General features: G+C 67.0%; 19 protein-coding genes. 11 read left to right on the top strand and 8 right to left on the bottom strand.

The window, feature by feature from the left end:
- Positions 1-101 precede the first annotated feature (101 nt).
- Together ACQP1O_RS34030 and ACQP1O_RS34025 are read left to right on the top strand one after the other, a co-directional pair.
- Positions 102-1,820, top strand: coding sequence for a CocE/NonD family hydrolase (locus tag ACQP1O_RS34030; RefSeq protein ID WP_433562459.1), 1,719 nt, complete (start codon positions 102-104; stop codon positions 1,818-1,820).
- Between the two features lie 159 nt (positions 1,821-1,979).
- Positions 1,980-2,438, top strand: coding sequence for a DUF6069 family protein (locus ACQP1O_RS34025; RefSeq protein WP_433562458.1), 459 nt, complete (start codon positions 1,980-1,982; stop codon positions 2,436-2,438).
- Between the two features lie 488 nt (positions 2,439-2,926).
- Here ACQP1O_RS34025 and ACQP1O_RS34020 read toward each other — a convergent pair whose 3' ends face one another.
- Positions 2,927-3,322: a YciI family protein gene (locus tag ACQP1O_RS34020; RefSeq protein WP_433562457.1), complete on the bottom strand. Its 396-nt coding sequence runs from the start codon at positions 3,320-3,322 to the stop codon at positions 2,927-2,929.
- 194 nt (positions 3,323-3,516) lie between these two features.
- Here ACQP1O_RS34020 and ACQP1O_RS34015 point away from each other — a divergent pair, with 194 nt between their 5' ends.
- From ACQP1O_RS34015 to ACQP1O_RS34005, 3 genes are read left to right on the top strand one after another with little or no spacing between them, the layout of a single operon-like run.
- Positions 3,517-4,059 carry a VOC family protein gene (locus ACQP1O_RS34015; protein WP_433562456.1) on the top strand — a complete coding sequence of 181 codons (543 nt, stop codon included), beginning with the start codon at positions 3,517-3,519 and terminating at the stop codon, positions 4,057-4,059.
- A 39-nt stretch (positions 4,060-4,098) separates the two neighbouring features.
- Positions 4,099-5,007: a VOC family protein gene (locus ACQP1O_RS34010; RefSeq protein ID WP_433562455.1), complete on the top strand. Its 909-nt coding sequence runs from the start codon at positions 4,099-4,101 to the stop codon at positions 5,005-5,007.
- A gap of 3 nt (positions 5,008-5,010) precedes the next feature.
- Entirely contained in the window at positions 5,011-5,865 is an 855-nt protein-coding gene (locus tag ACQP1O_RS34005) for an alpha/beta fold hydrolase (RefSeq protein WP_433562454.1), read from the top strand.
- 12 nt (positions 5,866-5,877) lie between these two features.
- Here ACQP1O_RS34005 and ACQP1O_RS34000 read toward each other — a convergent pair whose 3' ends face one another.
- On the bottom strand, positions 5,878-6,621 hold the full coding sequence (locus ACQP1O_RS34000) for a GntR family transcriptional regulator (protein WP_433562453.1): 744 nt from the start codon (positions 6,619-6,621) through the stop codon (positions 5,878-5,880).
- Between the two features lie 130 nt (positions 6,622-6,751).
- On the opposite strand from ACQP1O_RS34000, the gene ACQP1O_RS33995 reads away from it, so the two are divergent.
- Positions 6,752-7,654, top strand: a complete 903-nt coding sequence (locus ACQP1O_RS33995) for an NAD(P)-dependent oxidoreductase (RefSeq protein WP_433562452.1) — start codon at positions 6,752-6,754, stop codon at positions 7,652-7,654.
- Entirely contained in the window at positions 7,651-8,130 is a 480-nt protein-coding gene (locus tag ACQP1O_RS33990; protein ID WP_433562451.1) for an SRPBCC family protein, read from the top strand. The genes ACQP1O_RS33995 and ACQP1O_RS33990 overlap by 4 nt, the downstream gene beginning before the upstream one ends.
- Before the next feature lie 40 nt (positions 8,131-8,170).
- Here ACQP1O_RS33990 and ACQP1O_RS33985 read toward each other — a convergent pair whose 3' ends face one another.
- Entirely contained in the window at positions 8,171-8,851 is a 681-nt protein-coding gene (locus ACQP1O_RS33985; protein WP_433562450.1) for a class II aldolase/adducin family protein, read from the bottom strand.
- Between the two features lie 165 nt (positions 8,852-9,016).
- Here ACQP1O_RS33985 and ACQP1O_RS33980 point away from each other — a divergent pair, with 165 nt between their 5' ends.
- Together ACQP1O_RS33980 and ACQP1O_RS33975 are read left to right on the top strand one after the other, a co-directional pair.
- On the top strand, positions 9,017-9,376 hold the full coding sequence (locus ACQP1O_RS33980) for a nuclear transport factor 2 family protein (RefSeq protein ID WP_433562449.1): 360 nt from the start codon (positions 9,017-9,019) through the stop codon (positions 9,374-9,376).
- A complete protein-coding gene (locus tag ACQP1O_RS33975; protein WP_433562448.1) occupies positions 9,373-10,122 on the top strand; it encodes an SDR family NAD(P)-dependent oxidoreductase in 750 nt (249 codons plus the stop codon). Before ACQP1O_RS33980 ends, ACQP1O_RS33975 begins: the two co-directional genes overlap by 4 nt.
- A gap of 96 nt (positions 10,123-10,218) precedes the next feature.
- Here the strand turns inward: ACQP1O_RS33975 and ACQP1O_RS33970 are convergent, their stop codons facing one another.
- Positions 10,219-10,983 (bottom strand): IclR family transcriptional regulator, encoded by a 765-nt coding sequence (locus ACQP1O_RS33970; protein ID WP_433562447.1) that lies wholly within the window; start codon positions 10,981-10,983, stop codon positions 10,219-10,221.
- The gene (locus ACQP1O_RS33965) at positions 10,980-11,870 is read right to left on the bottom strand and encodes a fumarylacetoacetate hydrolase family protein (protein WP_433562446.1); all 891 of its coding nucleotides are present in this window, start codon (positions 11,868-11,870) and stop codon (positions 10,980-10,982) included. The genes ACQP1O_RS33970 and ACQP1O_RS33965 overlap by 4 nt, the downstream gene beginning before the upstream one ends.
- Before the next feature lie 397 nt (positions 11,871-12,267).
- Between ACQP1O_RS33965 and ACQP1O_RS33960 the strand changes: the two genes are divergently transcribed.
- A complete protein-coding gene (locus tag ACQP1O_RS33960; RefSeq protein WP_433562445.1) occupies positions 12,268-13,575 on the top strand; it encodes an NtaA/DmoA family FMN-dependent monooxygenase in 1,308 nt (435 codons plus the stop codon).
- Between the two features lie 12 nt (positions 13,576-13,587).
- Here the strand turns inward: ACQP1O_RS33960 and ACQP1O_RS33955 are convergent, their stop codons facing one another.
- On the bottom strand, positions 13,588-13,719 hold the full coding sequence (locus ACQP1O_RS33955) for a hypothetical protein (RefSeq protein WP_433562444.1): 132 nt from the start codon (positions 13,717-13,719) through the stop codon (positions 13,588-13,590).
- A 462-nt stretch (positions 13,720-14,181) separates the two neighbouring features.
- Positions 14,182-15,066, bottom strand: a complete 885-nt coding sequence (locus ACQP1O_RS33950) for an NAD(P)-dependent oxidoreductase (protein ID WP_433562443.1) — start codon at positions 15,064-15,066, stop codon at positions 14,182-14,184.
- 648 nt (positions 15,067-15,714) lie between these two features.
- Here ACQP1O_RS33950 and ACQP1O_RS33945 point away from each other — a divergent pair.
- A complete protein-coding gene (locus tag ACQP1O_RS33945) occupies positions 15,715-15,969 on the top strand; it encodes a hypothetical protein (RefSeq protein ID WP_433562442.1) in 255 nt (84 codons plus the stop codon).
- 200 nt (positions 15,970-16,169) lie between these two features.
- Here the strand turns inward: ACQP1O_RS33945 and ACQP1O_RS33940 are convergent, their stop codons facing one another.
- Complete coding sequence (locus tag ACQP1O_RS33940; RefSeq protein ID WP_433562441.1) at positions 16,170-16,643, bottom strand: hypothetical protein; 474 nt, start codon at positions 16,641-16,643, stop codon at positions 16,170-16,172.
- Positions 16,644-16,718: the final 75 nt, after the last annotated feature.

Genomic DNA, 16,718 nt, shown 5'->3' with positions numbered 1-16,718 from the left:
ACCTTATTTTCACGACATATGGAAATTATGCTTGCCCGCCGCGAGTCGGTGCGCGTACGGTGAGGGCAGTTAATTTCTGTATACGTGGAAATGAAGGTGTCATGGCTCGATTCAAAGCCGCTGGAGTGGAGCCCGGGCAGCGCCAGCTCAACGGGCCACAGACGACCGGTCGTCAGTACCGCAACCTGTCCACAGCGCTGCACGGGACGACCCGCGAGAACAATGTGCCCGTCCCGGTCCGTGACGGCACCCGGCTCCTGGCCGACATTCACCGGCCCGACGATGAGGGGAGGTTCCCCGCCCTCGTCGCGGCGGCGCCCTACCCCCGCCAGCTCCAGGACCTGGGCGCCCCGGCAGCCATCATCGAGGCCGGCAACAGCGACTTCTGGGTGCCACGCGGTTACGCCCATGTCATCGCCAACCTCCGCGGCACGGTCGGCTCCGGCGGCGTCTACACCTTCTTCGACGAGCAGGAGCGCAAGGACCTGTTCGACCTGGTCGAGTGGGTCGCCGGGCAGCCGTGGTGCGACGGGAACGTCGGCATGATCGGCATCAGCTACTACGCCATGAGCCAGTTGGAGGCAGCCACACAGCGCCCGCCGCACCTCAAGGCCCTGTTCCCCTTCAACATCACCGTCCAGGCACGGGAAGCCGCCTACCACAACGGCCTGCTGAGCTCGGCCTTCTTCACTCCCTGGATCCATGCGCTGGGAGTCCTGTCCGCCCACGGCGACCGCCTCTACCGCAAGGGCCTGTCCCGCCTCCTGCGCCGGTTCCTCGCCATCCCCGCCGTCCACCGGCGGTTCAGCCGGAGCGACGCCGTCCAGGTACACCACCGCCTGGAGCAGGTCAGCCGCTTCCGCCACGCCGCCGACCCATGGGATGCCCTGCTCGAGGCAGTGACCATCGACCACCCCACCCGCGATGCGTGGTGGGACGACCGTGACCTGATCGGACTGCTCGCCGATGTCGACATACCCGTCTACCTCGGCGGCGAGTGGTCCAGCGTCCCCCTCCACCTGCCCGGCCTCTTCGAAGCCTGGGACGCCCTCGCCCACAACCCGCACGTGCGCATGGCCATGCTCGGGGCCTATGGCCTGCCCTGGCCCTGGGAAAGCATGCACATCGAGGCCCTCGCCTGGTTCGACCACTGGCTCAAGGGGCGAGACACCGGCATTCTCGAAGGCCCTGCCATCCGCTACTGGCTGCCCGGAGCCGAACAGTGGCGCACCGCCGACTCCTGGCCCCCGCCGTCCACCCACACCGCCCTTGCCCTCAACGCCGACGGCTCCCTCACGGCCGACGAGCGGCCGGGCGAGCGCAGCTACGCCACCGACGGCGCGGACGCGATGCCCGCACAGCTGAGCTGGACCAGCGACCCGCTTCCCGGCGACATCGAGATGGTCGGCCACCCCGAACTACGGCTCACCGCCACCAGCAGCGCGACCGACACGGCATGGATCCTGCTCCTGCAGGACGTCGACCCGGACGGCAGGGCCACCGACATCACCCAGGGCTGGCTGCGCGCCGGCATGCGCCACGTCGACGAGGACGCGAGTGCGACGGGCCGGCCCGTCCTCCCGTCGCGGGCGCTGATCCCCATCCCTCTGGGCGAGCCGGTCGACTACCGCATCCCGCTGGTCGCCAACGCCCGCCGGTTCCAGCGCGGGCACCGCATCCGGCTGACCCTCACCAGCGACGACAATCGCAAGGACTTCCAGCCCATGCTGCAGTTCAGTCACGCCCCCGTCGGCTTCGCGGGCGTCAACACGGTGCACTCCAGATCACGCCTGCTCCTTCCGATCCTGGAGGGCGAATGAACGGGACGCCCTCCGGCCACGACCACCCGGCGGTCCGCTCGTCTCGATCACCCCTCCCGGTGAGCCCCCGGCCGGAACGTGTGGCGCCTCACCCACCCCTGTTCGCCCCGGCGCCCCCGCCTCGGTGAGACCGTCCCAACCCCTGATTGGAGTGGCCTGATGACCAAAACCTCCACCCGCCAGGCCAGCCCGACCCTTCCGCGTTACGCATCCGCGATCGGCGGCGCCGTCCTGGTCACCGCCGTGCTGTGGGCCGCAGCCCACAGTCTGGGCGTCGAACTTCGCGTCGATGCGCGCAACGGACAGCCGGCCCAGGTCGTCGGCCCGACCCTCGTCGTCGGCAGCACGCTCGTCGTCTCCCTGCTCGCCTCAGCGACACGAAAGTGGCTGGACCGCTTCGCCGATCGGGCCCCGACCGTCTGGATCCGACTGGCCGTCACCGTGTTGCTGGTGTCGCTCGCGCCCATGGCGTACGTCCAAGCATCGGGCAGCGCCAAAGCCACACTCGCCCTGATGCACCTGGCGGTCGCGGTCGTACTCGTTCCGCTCCTGGCCCGCGGAAGCGGCGATCGGCCCGGAACGCCGCAGCCCGCCGGAAACAACGAATCGATCCGTTGAAGCGCGGGCCGTGATCGGGTCGCCGGCCCGGATTGTCGAAGGAGCCGTGCACAGTGACGCAATGCCATGTCACAGTCCACTTCCCGGGTTGGCCGCCGTTGCACTACCGGGCCGACTTCGTGGCAGCGCACACTTTCGCGAGGGCAGCGTATGAAATGGGACTGGCAGCAATTCAAATCGATCAGGATATGCGGGAAGCATTGCAGCCCATGCCTTGTCAGCGGCTCTGGCGATGAACAAACATGATCGACGCCACGGGCTGCAGCATCTGATGGGGTCGGTCGGCGCCGGATGCCTTGCCGTGCACGCCAGTTCGAGATTCGGCCGAACTCGACTCGGACTCGGGCGCCCCACATGCCGATCGCCAACGGTGCCTTGTGCGGTGGCGGACTCGTTGGGGCGCATGGTGTATCGAGCGATGTGTATGCCGGGATGAGTGCACAGCGCGGTGGCCGGACCTCATAGGGAAGGCCGCATGCCCGACTCGCTCACTGCCATTCGTAGGTACCGCGACCGAGTGACAGCCGCATCGAGACGCTGCCTTCGTTGAGGCGCCACCGATGGACAACGAAGGTTCGCAGACCCGCCATGACGAAGGGATCCGCTGACGCAATGGCGGTCGCCTCGGCCTCGTCGCAGGCACGTAAGACGGTGACGCCCGATCCCGGACCGGCGCCGGGGCCGCTGACAAGGGGTCCCGACAGGAAGACGAGGTGGCGTTCCTCGAGGTCCAGCAGCCAGGCGATGTGCGCCGATGCGAGGGCGGCGATGGCCTCGGCGGTCGTCCCGTCCAGGGGGGTCGAGGTGACCATCCAGTAGTCCCGTCCCAGGAGCCGGGTGAGATCCGGAGCGTCGGTATCCGTAGCGGGCTGCAAGGAATCCATCCGAAAACTGTATGCAATTTGAGCCCAGTGTCAACATCCGGAGGAACCTTGACAGTGAAAGTGCATACACATTACGGTCGCAAATAGCAGAGCAGGAGTGGCGCCACATGCGGACTCCTCGGCCGAGCCATTCGAGGCCCAGTTCATCGACCACCACATGACCCGGCCGTCATCCATGGAAAGGAAGGTTCACCATGCCGATCGCCGAACTCGGTCATTTCGGAGTTTTCTGTAATGACCTGGAGACCAGCACAGCGTTCTACCGCGATGTCCTCGGACTGACCGTCACCGACGAGGATCTGAATCTGGGCATGCGGTTCTTCAGTGCCCGGCCGAACTTCGAGCACCACGAATTCCAGCTCATCGAAGGCCGGACCGTGGGACGCGCCGACGAGGACACCAAGCTCATCCAGCAGGTCTCGTTCCGGGTCAATCATCTGACCGAGCTGCTCGAATTGCACCGCAGATTCATCGAGCACGATGTCGACTTCGACATGATCGTGACGCACGGCAACGCATTCGGAATCTACTTCTTCGATCCCGAGGGCAACCGGTGCGAGGTGTACTGGCAGACCGGGCTGCCGGCCCGTCAGCCATTCCTGGCGGCGATCGATCTCACCGAGCCGATCGAGAAGCTGCTGGCCGACAACGCGTCGCTGGTCGCTCGGTACGGCGAGACCGGCTATCTGCAGCCGGGGCTGGTGAAGAACCTCATCCCGGACGCGATCGACGCCTGACAGCGCGCGTTCGGCACGGTTCCACAGGAGAGGAAGCCCATGATCACGCTGACCGACATCGCCTACGTGCGGTCAGGAGTCGCCGATCTCAGGACCGCCGTCGATTTCGCGACTCGCATCGTCGGTCTCGAGCTCGCCGGCGAGACCGAACCGGGCGTCGCACACCTTCGCGCCGACTCCCGCCACCACTGTCTCGCCCTGGTCGAGGGGGTGTCGGGGGTCCTGGCCTCCGGGTTCACCGTCGCCGACTCGGATGCGCTGGACGTGGCCGAGAGTGATCTCGAGCGGGCCGGTTTCGCCGTGCGGCGAGGATCGAAGCAGGAGGCTCGTTCGCGGCGCGTGGCCGAGTTCATCGGCTTCGACGACCCCTTCGGCAATCGCATCGAGCTGGTCAGCCAGCAGGAGACGATCACCCGCCCGGTCGCTTTCACTCGGCCGGCCGGCATCACGGAGTTCGGGCACCTCTGCCTCGACGCCCCGGATGTGCACGAGGCCTACCGGTTCTGGAACGGGCATTTCAACGCCCGCGTATCGGATTGGATCGGCAACGCCGCGTGCCTGATGCGGATCGATCCCGTGCACCACAAGCTCGCTGTGTTCCAGGGTGAGAGCGCTGGTCTGTGCCACATGAACTTCCAGGTCGAGTCCATTGACGATGTATTCCGCTCCTGGCACTTCCTGCAAGAGCACGACGTCCGGATCGAAATGGGCCCGGGTCGCCACCCGCAGTCGACAGCCGTGTTCCTCTACTTCCTCGGCCCGGAGGGTTTCACCTACGAGTACTCGTTCGGGGTGCGGCGCATCGAGGATGACGCGACCTGGCGACCACGCACGTTCGATCCGGACGAACCGGGTTCGATCGATATGTGGCTGGGCCCGGTCGAGCGGGTCTCGACGCAGCGTCCGGCCCCGATGACCGCAACTGATCCCACCCCAGCAAGGAGCTAGCACGTGACCGTCACCAGCGATCAGCTGACCGCATCGATGCGCGAGGTCGATGGGGTACCCACCGCCGTCATCGACACCGGGGAACCGAGCGGAGAGAGAGCGCAGCCGCCGCTGCTGCTCCTGCACGGATCCGGTCCTGGTGTCAGTGCCGCGGCCAACTGGCGTCCCGTGCTGCCGTCGTTGTCGCAGACCCGGCGTGTCATAGCCCCCGACCAGTTGGGCTTCGGTGGCACGGCCACCGGTGAGCCGCGAACGTGGGGTCGGCAGGCGTGGACCCGGCACGCACTCGCGCTGATGGACGAACTCGGCATCGAGACCTTCGACGTCATCGGCAACTCGATGGGCGGGGCAATCGCCCTTTCGCTCGCGGCCGAGCGCCCCGCGGCCGTGCGCCGCCTCGTCCTGATGGGCTCGATGGGTGTCGCGATGGCGCTCCCGCCCGGGCTGGACACGGTGTGGAGTTATCGGCCGGGGAGGGAGAACATGCGCGAGATCATCGGGCTGTTCGCCCACGATCGCGGGCTCATCACCGATCAGCTGGTCGAGATGCGATACGGGGCAAGTGCCGCGCCCGTCGTCGCGAAATCCTGGGAAGCGATGTTCCCCGAACCGCGTCAACGCTGGGTCGATGACCTGGCGCTGTCCGGTGCCGAGTTGACCCGGGTGGCGCAGCCGACCCTCATGATCCACGGGCGCGACGACCGGGTCGTGCCATGGAAGGAATCCTCGGGGGCGTTGCTGGAACTCCTTCCAGACGTCCGCCTGCACGTGCTGGGCAACTGCGGGCACTGGACCATGATCGAGAAGACCACCGAGTTCCTCGGCGTCGTGGAACCCTTCCTCTCCGCCGAGGCCTGATCCGGCGCACCGTCAGTCCGGAACGCCGACCATCTCCAGCGCCAACGGCACGGCGGTCGGCTGGTAGTCGGGCGAGGTGTCGCTCAATACTTTGAGGGCGGTGTGGGCCAGGTGGCCGGCCATGCGGGCTTGGACGACGGCTTTGTCTCCCGCCTCCAGCGCGGACAGGATCTGCGCGTGCTCGTGATCACCGGCCTGATGCCAGCTGTTCGGCTCGCCGCCCTGGTAGATCCGGATGTATCGGACGCATCGGTCGGCCAGCTGCCGCAACTGCTTCTGCATGGTGTCGCTGGCGCCGCAGGTGATCGTGCGATGGAACGCCGAGTGGATGACGAACCAGCGGTCGGTCTCGCCGGCCTCCGCGGCCGCTCGCATGGCCGCCAGCTGCTCAGCCGCCTGCTGCCGGGCCTCGGTGTCGAAGTTGCCCACTGTCATGGCCACGGCCAGGGACTCGAGGACGACTCGGCTCGCATAGATTTCGTCGAGCTCGCGGGGGTCGAGGATGGAGACGCGGGTGCGCTGGTTCGGCTCGATCTGGACCAGGCCCTCCTCCTGCAGCATCCGCAGTACCTCGCGCAACGGCGTGCGGCTGATGCCGAGCTGCTCGGCCAGCGATACCTGCGAGAGCTTCGTCCCAGGTCGCAGCGTGCCGTCGAGAATCCGTTCGCGCAGGTAGGCGTGCACATGCGGGATCGCCTGGCGTGCCTCGGGCAGCTCGACTTTGGTGATGTGAGGGACGAGCACTTTGCGACTCATGGCCATAGCTTAAGCGATGTGTATACATATTCCTTCTCTTTGGCCCAGTCGCCGAGTAAAGTGCATACAGTATTGAAGGGCGGCGATATGGGTGAAGCCGCCCCATCCCCGCACGAAAACCCGTGAGGACGTGACGAATGTGAGAACCATCGGGGTGATCGGCCTGGGCAAGATGGGCCTGCCGATCGCTGAGAACCTGCTGGGCCGCGGCTTCGAAGTCGTCGGGTACCGGCGCAGCATCGAGTGTCCCGAACTCGAGGCCGCGGGTGGCGCTGTCGCGGCGTCGCCGGCGGACCTGGCTGCCTCGTGCGAGGTCATCGTGTCGATCCTGCCGACCGCGGACGACGTCGAGCACATCATCCGCGGGCCCGAGGGAATGCTGTCGGCGATACGCCCCGGGGCGGTCCACCTCGAGATGAGCACGATCCCGGTCCTGAGCAAACTCGGACTGAAGCGTCAGCTCGAGGATGCCGGGGCCACCATGCTCGACTGCCCGATCAGTGGTAGTCCCGGAATGGTCGGCGCGCGTCTGGCCACCGTCTTCGCCTCCGGAGCGGCCGAGGCGATCGATCGAGTGGCCGATGTCCTGGACGCCATCTCGGGGCCCTGGGTCAGAACCGGTGACTTCGGCTCCGGCACCCACCTGAAGTACATCTCCTCCATGCTGGTCGCGACCCATACGGTCGCGGCGGCGGAAGCAATCGTGCTGGCCCGCCGCAACAACCTGGACCTGGACCTGGTCCAGCACACCCTGGAGACGTCCATCGCGGGCTCGGCGCTGTTCGCGCAGCGAGGGCCCCTCATGGCGCACCGCTCATGGCTGCCGGCCCCCGGGCCCATCGCGACCTTGCACGAGATCCTCGACCAGATCGAGGTGCACCTGCATGATCTCGGCGAGCGCCGGCCGGTGTTCGAGGCGGCCAAAGCGGTGTTCGACCAGGCCATGGCCGATGGCTGGGGTGAGCTCGATATAGCCAGCGTGCACGACCAAATTTCCATCGAAGACGCTCTTACTCGAGGAGTCTGTAAATGATCTATGTCACCCACCGCCTCCCGGTCAACGAGCCGGGCGAGCCCACTCTCGATCGGACCGCCGTGTGGCAGGGACTGGTCATGAAGGCCAACAACGCGCTGCCCTTCGTGCCGATCATGACGCACTGCGAGGTCATCGCTCGTTTCGACGACGAGACTTTCGAGCGTGAGATCGAGGCGTTCGGTGACCGCTATATCGAGCGGATCGCCCTGCAGCCCCAGCGGCGGGTGGTGTTCACGCGCCTCGCGGGTCCGGTCCTCGGCACAATCACCAATGACATCGAGGAGGACGCGGAGGGCCTGTTCCTCCGGTTCAGCTTCGCGCTCGTGCTCGACGGCGCTCAGAGCGGTTCGGCGGAGGAGTCGGCCTATGCCGACGAGACCAGGGGGCATTACGTAGCGGCTGTCGGCGCCACGCTCAACGCCATGCGTCGCGTCGCACGAGGAGAGGCGCCGGTCGCGTTGCCCGCGACCTGACGTCCGTCGAACGACTCGTCCCCGAGCGGTGAGACCCGGCTCAGTGAGCCGGGCCCACCGCTGCCGTTTTGCGCAGCAGGTGCGCTCCCAGCCGGGGCAGCAACTCCGGCTTGACGGCCTGCCAGGAGCGGATCTCCTCTGCCGACAGCGGTGCGGCGGGTTCGCCCCTCGTCTCGAGCCAGACGGTGCATGCTGCCGCCAGCACCGACATCGTGGCCACCGCCGTCGCCGGGTCGCTGCCCATCGCGATCGCACCGTTGCCACGCAGAATCATCGCGTTGGCCGACCCCATCGCCTCCGCGAGCCTGCGGCCCAGGTCCGCCTCGCGGATCAGCAGCGCGGACGGATACACCGGAATGGAGTCGCCGAGCCAGCACGCCTGACCGTGTGTCGGGGCGACGCGGTCGGTGCTCATGCCGACGGCCAGCGACGCCGCCGGCTGCGCGCGAGCTATCGCTCCGGTCGCCGGGTAGCGCTGGTAGAGGGCCAGGTGGGCCCACGCTTCAGCCGGGCATCCGGATGGCAGAGCCGTGGCGGTCCACGGGACGCGGAGGCAGTCCGAAGTCGTGACGGTCGCCAAATCGGCCGCGGGTGTGATGACCATGTGGTCGATGTCCCTGGCGGACACGTGCCCGAACGCGTCGACGAGCCCCAACGCGGCCAGGGCTCGCGCCGCGTCGACAACGTGGTTATCGAGGGACCGGGTGGTGGGGGAGCGCATGAGAGGTAACTGTATGCACCCGGAGGCGGCAGCACCACGGTGGAAGCAAAAGTCGGCAGCCGTGCCGAGGACTCGTTCCGCTGGGTGAAATCCGCGAACATCCAACGTGACCGGCATCACTATCGAGGGTCAAGGTGTATGCACTTCTACTCGAAAGGATTCACCATGACCAGCGCTTTGACCGCCGCAGCCTTACAGGCGGTCGACACTCTCGACGCCGAGGGCTTTGCCGAGTTCTTCGCACCTGACGGCAAGCTCACCTTCGGCAATATCCCCCCTCTGGAAGGCCGCAATGCGGTCGAGGCGGGCTGCGCCGGCTTCTTCGGCACGATCGGCGGGATGCATCACGACATCGTCAACGAGTGGGTCGTGGGCAACGACACGATCGTCGAACTCACGGTCACGTACACGCGTAAGGATGGTGGGAAGGTCTCGATCCCGGTGGCGTCGATCCTGACCGTCGGTGACAGCGGCCTGATCGACGAATATCGGGTCTTCTTCGACTTGGCGCCGGTGTTCGCATGACCACGCGCAACGCGAAGGGACGCGTCGCGGTCGTCACCGGCGGCGCTGCCGGCATCGGGCAGGCGTTCGCCGAGCGCCTCGCCGAGGACGGACATGTGGTTGCCGTCGCCGACGTCGGACCCGCGGACGAGACCGTGCGCCTGATCGAGAAGGCGGGCAGCCGGGGGTTCGCTGCCCATTGCGACGTCTCCTCGCCCGGATCCGTGCGCGCATTCGCCGCCGAGGTCGAGAGCGAGCTCGGGCCGGTGGACGTCCTGGTGAACAATGCGGGCATCTACCCGGCCACCGCCTTCATAGGGATGAGCTGGGCGGAATGGCAGCGGGTGCTGGGCGTGAACCTCAACTCGCTGTTCCTGCTGGGGCAGGCCTTCGTTCCCTGCATGGTCCAGCGGGGTTGGGGTCGCGTCATCAGCGTCTCCTCGACCACCTTCCATTCCGGGATCGGACTCAATACGCACTACACCGCGAGCAAGGGCGGGGTGATCGGGTTCTCCCGGTCCCTAGCGGCCGAGGTCGGAGAGCACGGGGTCACGGTGAACACGATCGCCCCGGGTCTGGTGCGAACGGCCACCACCGAGAACGGCCCGCAAGCGGGATGGTTCGATGCGCTCGCCCAGTTGCAGGCGGTCAAACGGACCCAGGAGCCTCGTGACCTGGTCGGGGCACTGTCGTTTCTGGCTTCGGACGACGCGGCCTTCATTACCGGCCAGACCCTGGTTGTCGACGGCGGATGGATGCGGGCATGACCGAAGTGAAGGACGATCGGACAGTGGCTCTGCCCGGCGAGGTGATGTAGCAGGTCATCGGGCCCGCCCATCGCGGCGATGGGCGGGCCACGGCTGTCAGGTGAGGTTCTCGGCGATCGCGTTCGCGGTGGCCCTGGCGTCGGGCACGAGATCGACGAGGTGTCGGCGGCTCGAGCTCGCCGACGGGCACGCTGCCACAACCGCGGCGATGACCCTGCCCGACCGGGTGGTGACCGGGACGCCGACGGCGTTCACGCATTGCTCGTTTTCCTCGAGACTGAGGGCATAACCCTTCCGGCGGACGACACCGAGCTCACGACGGAGCGTGACAAGATCACGCATCGAGCCATCGCGCAGACGGATATGGCGGTTGGGGTAGAGCGCGACCAGTTCGGCGTCCGGAAGCTGGGCCAGGAGCACCTTGCCACCCGATGTGGTGTGGGCGGGGAGCAGGAGTCCGACCCGACTGCCGACTCGGGGCGCGCGGGTGCTCTCCACGCCGTCGATGAAGCGGCAGCCGTTGCCCTGCAACGTCACCAGAAAAGTCGTGTTGCCTACCTTGTGCGACAGCGCCGCCAGATAGGGGTGGGCCAGGACGCCCAGGTCTTGCGGCGGCTCGGTGCCCGACGGTAACTGCGCCAGCCGACGTCCGGGCAGGTAGACGCGTTTCCGGTCCTGTTCGGCGAACTCATGCCGCTTGAGGGTGGACAACAGCCGGTGTGCGGTAGGGGGCGTCACCGACAGCAGTTCGGCGGCGTCGGCCACTCGCAACCGGCCGTGCTCGCGGAGAGCGATGAGGAGTGTGAGGACGTTCTCGGCCGAGGAGACCGATTCGTGCGACGGCATTGTCGCCGCGGTCATGACGCGACCATTGTGTTCTCCAGTCGGCCGATGCCGTCGATCTCGGTGACGACCAGATCGCCGACGTGCAGGAAGGTCTTGTGCGGCATGCCCACCCCGGCCGGTGTTCCGGTCAGGATGACGTCACCTGGCTCAAGTGTCAGAACGCGGCTCGCGGCGGCGATCAGCCGTGGCACCGTGATCACCATGTCGGCGGTGGACGCTTCCTGTTTGATCTCCCCGTTGACGGTCAGCCGAAGTGTGAGGTCGTGCGGGTCGCCGATCTGCCAGCTGGGGACGATTCCGGGCCCCAGCGGGCATGATCCGTCGAATGCCTTGTGCTGGAACCAGTCCCAGCCGAATGGCGGGAGGACCGCATCCTTCCTCGGGAACCGTCCGCGTGCGGACAGGTCGTTGGCGATGGTGTAGCCCGCGACGTGCTCGAGGGCTGTTCGCTCGTCGATGTCGCGCCCGCCCGTGCCGATGACGACGGCCAGCTCGGCCTCCCAGTCCACGTCTGCGTTGTCCGGCAGCCGCACGTCGTCGTGCGCACTCACAACTGTCGTTGTCGGTGGCTTGAGGAAGAAGAACGGCTCGCTGTCGGGGTCCGGGCGCTGGGTGCCCATTTCCTGCGCGTGTCCGTAGTAGTTCGCCCCGGCGCAGAGGATCTTGCGGGGATAGGTGAGGGGGGCGACCAGCTCGGCGTCCGGCGCGGCCTCGAGTGCCGAGAGCTCGAGATTGCGGAGCAGTGGTGTGAACTCCTCCCACCGGTCGCAGACTTCCAGGAGGGTGCGACCGGACAGCGACTGCGGCGCTCGGCTGACTTTGCCGTCCGCGAGCACGCCGATGCTCGGCTCGGCTCGGTTGTTCTCGACGAATTGGACGAGACACCAACGCTGCGACGACATGGAAACCCCTTAAGATCGGTAAGCTCCCTAAAGTGCACACACTTTTGCGGAGGTTGTCAAGCTGCTCGGCATTCCGGTCGGAGTCTCGAGCGGCTCGGCGGCGATGAACGCCCTCGACACGCCGGCCGATCCGGCTGGTCCGAGCCAGGCCGCCGGGGACCAGGCCCGAAACCAGTAGGCGCGGCCCGATATCGGTCCTCCCTGCCCTCGGGCCGGGCAGGGAGGACGCGCGAAGACGCTCGTCCACACCGAGCCGGCCGGCAACTGGTGCAGGTAGCCGTCCCCGGAGCCCTCGACCGGCCGCTTTTCGAAGCGATCGCCATATCCCTTGCCCCGGAATAGCTCTCGATGATTACAACCGGTGAACAGCGGGACCGGCGGAGATAGCGTCGGAAGAATGGCCGATATCTCCGGGGAACGCCGAAAGCTGAAAATTGTTACGGGAGTGAGCGGATCGCCGAGTGTCTATGCTGCGGCGCTCGACCCGTCGAGGTCCACGCTCGCCGACGCGGTGGCGATTGCCGAACTCGCCGAAGCCAACGGTTTCGACGCCCTGTTCGCGGCGGATCTGCTGAGCTTCGGGGCGCAGGGAGCGATCGGGGCGCAGGAGCCGCTGGTCTATCTGTCCGCGCTGAGCGCCGTCACCGAACGTGTGGGCCTGATCGCGACGGTCACGACCACCTTCCATCATCCCTACAACCTGGCCCGGTTGTTCGGCACCCTGGACCACATCAGCAATGGCCGCGCGGCATGGAACGCGGTGACCTCGTCGGTGGGCGAGGAGAACTACAGCGATCAGGATCTGCCCAGCCCCGAGGAGCGCTACGCCCGAGCCGCCGAATCGATCGAGGTGGTCAACGCGCTGTTCGACAGTTGGCGGCCCGGCGCGCTGACCACGGGTGCACACGGCGAGGTCGTGCTCGACACGGAGTCGGTACGGCCGATCGAGCACGCCGGCAAGTTCTTCACGGTTCGCGGTCCGCTGAACATTCCGCCGCTGCCGCAGCGGCGTCCGGTGCAGTTCCAAGCCGGGCAGTCCGAGGGTGGCGTCGAACTCGGCGCACGGCATGCCGAGGTCGTGTTCACCTCGCTGGCGACGCTGGAGGACGCGGTGACCTACACCAAGCGGATTCGGACGCGCGCCGCCGAGCTGGGTCGTCCCGGCGGGCTGCCGCTGGTATTCAGCTCACTGCACGCGACCTACGGTGCGTCGGAGGCCGAAGCGCGGCGGCTGGTGCGGGAGCGGGAGGAAGCCACCGACTTCGAGGCGGGACGCCGTCTGCTCGAGGACATGCTCGGTGGTGGCGTGGATCTGTCGGATCTGCCCCTGGACAAGCCGATTCCGGGGCACAGGCTCCCGGAGCCGGGCTCGGTGAACCGCCGCCGTGGCCGCGTGGAGATCTTCACCGAACTCGCACGATCCGGGAAAACGCTGCGCGAGTTGATCATCGCGGCGAGGGACACCGGTCACTGGGCCGCCGCGGGCACCCCGGAACAGCTCGCCGACGCGATCGAAGAACGCTATGCCGCAGGCGTCCTCGACCTCATCGGTCTCGGCGGCCTCGACGACTCACGCACCCGTGACTTCCTCCTCAACGGTTTGCTTCCGGAGCTGCGCCGCCGCGGCATCGTGGGTAACGACCACCGCGGCACCACTTTCCGGGAGAACCTGGAACTGCCGCCTCTGCCTCCCGCCCGGTCGTAGTCTCCGCGTGGGTCAGATGTAGTGGCGAGGAGGCCAGTGGCGCAGGGCGCCTCGTTCTCGGGCCAGGAATTGGGCGAAGGAGGCGACAGGGCTGCCGGTGAGGTCCTTCACCGTCGGCGTCGCCTGGGTGATCGTTCTGATCACACCGGAACGATCCCGGCGGGGCCGATGCTGCAGGTTTTGCAGCGCCGGCCCCGTTCTCGTTGTCGGGTTGGGGATTTCAGATGTGGTCGACCAGACCTCTGGCACCCTCGGACAGTGCGCAGTGTGCGCAGCAGAAGAACCGGCCGTCTGCCTCCACACCGTGACCGATGATCTTGCACTTGCAGTGCTCGCAGATGGGTGCCATAAGGTGGATCGCACATTCGAAGCAGTCGAAGACGTGCCGCACTCCCTGAGCTTCGACGACGATCGGCATCGCGTAATCATTACCGCAAACCTCACATGCGCTCATGGATCGCACGCTACTCCGTGGGACCGGTTCGGTGTCTGCAGTTCCGTTTTATAGGCCCTTGACCAGCCGAGTTGTGCACTACTCGATCCAGTCGAAGCCCGGATCGACCCAGCCGCCGGGGGCATCCGGCGCCTGGCGGCGGACATGACACGCTACGCCGGCAGCCCGGCCCGGCGGCGTGCGACGGCGGCGACGGCGGCCCAGTCCTTGTCGCCGTCGCCGTGGGCGAGGGCGTCGAGGAAGGCGTCGCGCAGCACGCTGCCGAAGGGCAGCGGGACGTTCGCCGCGGCGCCGGCGGTGAGGGCGAGGGTGACGTCCTTGAGGCCGAGCGGCAGCCGGAAGCCGGCCGGTTCATAGCGGCGGTCGGCGACCATTTCGCCGTAGCCGGAGTAGATCGGACCGGGAAACAGTGTGCCGCTGAGCATTTCGATCAGGTCCATGGGCCGGACACCGTGGGACTCCGCCAAACTGCATGCCTCGGCCATGGACTCGATGGCGCAGGCGATCAGGAAGTTGGCGCTGATCTTCGCAGCGTTGGCGTGGCTGGGGCGGGTGCCGAAATGCCAGGTGTGCCGGCCCATCGCGGACAGCAACGGTGCCGCCTCCGCGAGCGCCGTGTCACCGCCGGCAGCGAGGATGTTCAGTTCGCCCGCGGCGGCTACCTGGGGCCGGCCGAGGACGGGCGCGGCGAGGTACCCGATGCCGTGCTCGGCGTGCAGAGCTTCGGCCCGGTCGGCGAGCGCGATCGAGACCGTCGCCATGTTGACGTGCACGGCTGCCTTCGCACCGGCCAGCAGCGCCGGGTCGAGCAGCAGCTGTTCGACGGCGTCGTCGTTGGCGAGCATGGAGACGACCGCCTCCGCGGCGAACACGTCGGCGAGGCTCCCGGCCGCGTCGGCGCCCTGGGCGACCAGCGCGGCGACCGGCTCGGGGGAGCGGTTCCAGACGCGGAGCCGATGGCCTGCCCGAAGCAGGCTGGCCGCCATGCCCTGTCCCATCGCGCCGAGCCCGATGAAACCAACGGTCGTTCCGGTCATCGCACACTCCTCGTCGTCGTCGTCGACCGACCGGCTGAACGGCGGCCGTTTCCAGGTCGAAGGCCCGTGGGGCCGGGCCGAGCCTGATTCATCGTCCACCCCTCGTCCGGCATGGCCGCGTCCGACATCGCCGCGGTCCACCCCACGGTGCGGAACAGCCTCGTCTGCGCCCGATCGCCCGATCGCGCGCCGGAACCAGGTAGGTCGGCGCGCTGAAAACAGGTATGTGGGTAGGTAGATCTCCCGTCGTCCGAGCGGCTGTTCCCGAAGAAGGTGGTGGAGGACAGGTCAGCCACTACCGCTCGGGAACATCATGGATGGACGGAATCAACAGCGAGGTCGCGACGCGTTCTGGGTCCGCTCGGCGCTGAGTCAGTTGGAGTTTCTCGCGTCCGGCAGATCGATCGAACCGGAGTCGAGGTCGGTGATCGAATTCGCGATCCGGTGGGCGCCATACGGCGGTGCGAGTGCGGGCGATCTGTTCGTGACATTCGGTGTCGACCGGCGGCGGTTCATGACGTTGCTCGAGAAAGGGTTGTGGACGCGGCGCTCCGACAGCTCGGAGCAGCGGTGGTTCAAGCAGAGGTTGTCGGACGCGTTGACATCGGCGTGGCGCCCTCATGGCCGCACCACGACCGGAGATGTTCGATGCTGACCCTCGCCGAGCGAGCCGGGCTCCTGGCGCAGGGCGATGTGCACTTGCGGATCTGGTTGGGCGGAACGGTGTTCGACTACCGGGCGACGTTGGATGCCGCGCTGAACTTGATTCGTGATTGTCGCCGGAAGTGTTGGTGTGCAATCGAATTGATCATGCAGGAGATCGAGGAATCGCTGCCGGAAACGCGCCTGCCGAATGAGCGCTTGTTCCTCGATCCGCAACCTGTCGGGCCTGCCGGGTGGTAACGGAGCGAGCGGATTCAGGATTCGGGCTGCGGTATCCGCCATCCGCACCCGCCGGCGAACCCCGGTGCGCGCCAACGCAGATCGAACCTCGCGCGGGGGTCGCCGACGAGCCGGTCGAATCCGCCCTGCTCCTGCAGTCTCGGGCCAGGGTGAGCTGTCGACGTGATTTCGGGTAGCCGGTACCGGCTACATCGGCCCGCTCAAGGAGTCATGAACGTACCGAGCCCCGAGAACACTACGCCGTCGGAGGTGGCGGCAGCGACGATCCGGCCTGCTCCGGTGAACACCGACACCGATGCCGGGGCGCAGTCACAGGGCTGCTGCGCTGTTGCTCGAATTGGCAGGGCGGTCACACCCGTTTTTCCGGTCGTCAGGTTCGCCCACCGGATCTGGACGGCCGGGTCGAGAATGCTGCCACCCTCGAACTGTGGTGGGTTGGCGACACCGAAGGTGGTGACTCCGCGTTGCTCGCCGACGGTCGCCGTCAATGCGATCGTGAATTGCTTCGGAAAGCCCATTGATTGGGATACTTCCATCAACGGGAGCTGGAACATGGTCGTCTCCGCGGCGTGAGCGACGGCGTGCTGCCCCAGAACCAGCGCACTTGCGATTGCACCTGCGAAACCCAGCTTGCCGACCGCGCCGGCAACCCGGCGAATCACATTGTTCGTCACTAGCCCTCCTCACAGTTGATTCCTGATGATTCCTGCGTGCATCGAGATCGGCGACGTGCTGACGACTGCCCTGAA

The sequence above is a fragment of the Nocardia sp. CA-151230 genome, assembly GCF_050942175.1.
In the GTDB taxonomy this organism is placed as follows: domain Bacteria; phylum Actinomycetota; class Actinomycetes; order Mycobacteriales; family Mycobacteriaceae; genus Nocardia.
Note: the sequence above shows the minus strand (reverse complement) of the source record. Positions and strands in the feature narration are given on the sequence as shown.

Excerpts from the sequence above, each read along its gene's own strand:
- ACQP1O_RS34030 (WP_433562459.1), top strand. The coding sequence starts at position 102 with ATGGCTCGATTCAAAGCCGCTGGAGTGGAGCCCGGGCAGCGCCAGCTC.
- ACQP1O_RS34025 (WP_433562458.1), top strand. The coding sequence starts at position 1,980 with ATGACCAAAACCTCCACCCGCCAGGCCAGCCCGACCCTTCCGCGTTAC.
- ACQP1O_RS34020 (WP_433562457.1), bottom strand. The coding sequence starts at position 3,322 with ATGGATTCCTTGCAGCCCGCTACGGATACCGACGCTCCGGATCTCACC.
- ACQP1O_RS34015 (WP_433562456.1), top strand. The coding sequence starts at position 3,517 with ATGCCGATCGCCGAACTCGGTCATTTCGGAGTTTTCTGTAATGACCTG.
- ACQP1O_RS34010 (WP_433562455.1), top strand. The coding sequence starts at position 4,099 with ATGATCACGCTGACCGACATCGCCTACGTGCGGTCAGGAGTCGCCGAT.
- ACQP1O_RS34000 (WP_433562453.1), bottom strand. The coding sequence starts at position 6,621 with ATGAGTCGCAAAGTGCTCGTCCCTCACATCACCAAAGTCGAGCTGCCC.
- ACQP1O_RS33990 (WP_433562451.1), top strand. The coding sequence starts at position 7,651 with ATGATCTATGTCACCCACCGCCTCCCGGTCAACGAGCCGGGCGAGCCC.
- ACQP1O_RS33985 (WP_433562450.1), bottom strand. The coding sequence starts at position 8,851 with ATGCGCTCCCCCACCACCCGGTCCCTCGATAACCACGTTGTCGACGCG.
- ACQP1O_RS33980 (WP_433562449.1), top strand. The coding sequence starts at position 9,017 with ATGACCAGCGCTTTGACCGCCGCAGCCTTACAGGCGGTCGACACTCTC.
- ACQP1O_RS33975 (WP_433562448.1), top strand. The coding sequence starts at position 9,373 with ATGACCACGCGCAACGCGAAGGGACGCGTCGCGGTCGTCACCGGCGGC.
- ACQP1O_RS33970 (WP_433562447.1), bottom strand. The coding sequence starts at position 10,983 with ATGACCGCGGCGACAATGCCGTCGCACGAATCGGTCTCCTCGGCCGAG.
- ACQP1O_RS33965 (WP_433562446.1), bottom strand. The coding sequence starts at position 11,870 with ATGTCGTCGCAGCGTTGGTGTCTCGTCCAATTCGTCGAGAACAACCGA.
- ACQP1O_RS33960 (WP_433562445.1), top strand. The coding sequence starts at position 12,268 with ATGGCCGATATCTCCGGGGAACGCCGAAAGCTGAAAATTGTTACGGGA.
- ACQP1O_RS33950 (WP_433562443.1), bottom strand. The coding sequence starts at position 15,066 with ATGACCGGAACGACCGTTGGTTTCATCGGGCTCGGCGCGATGGGACAG.
- ACQP1O_RS33945 (WP_433562442.1), top strand. The coding sequence starts at position 15,715 with ATGCTGACCCTCGCCGAGCGAGCCGGGCTCCTGGCGCAGGGCGATGTG.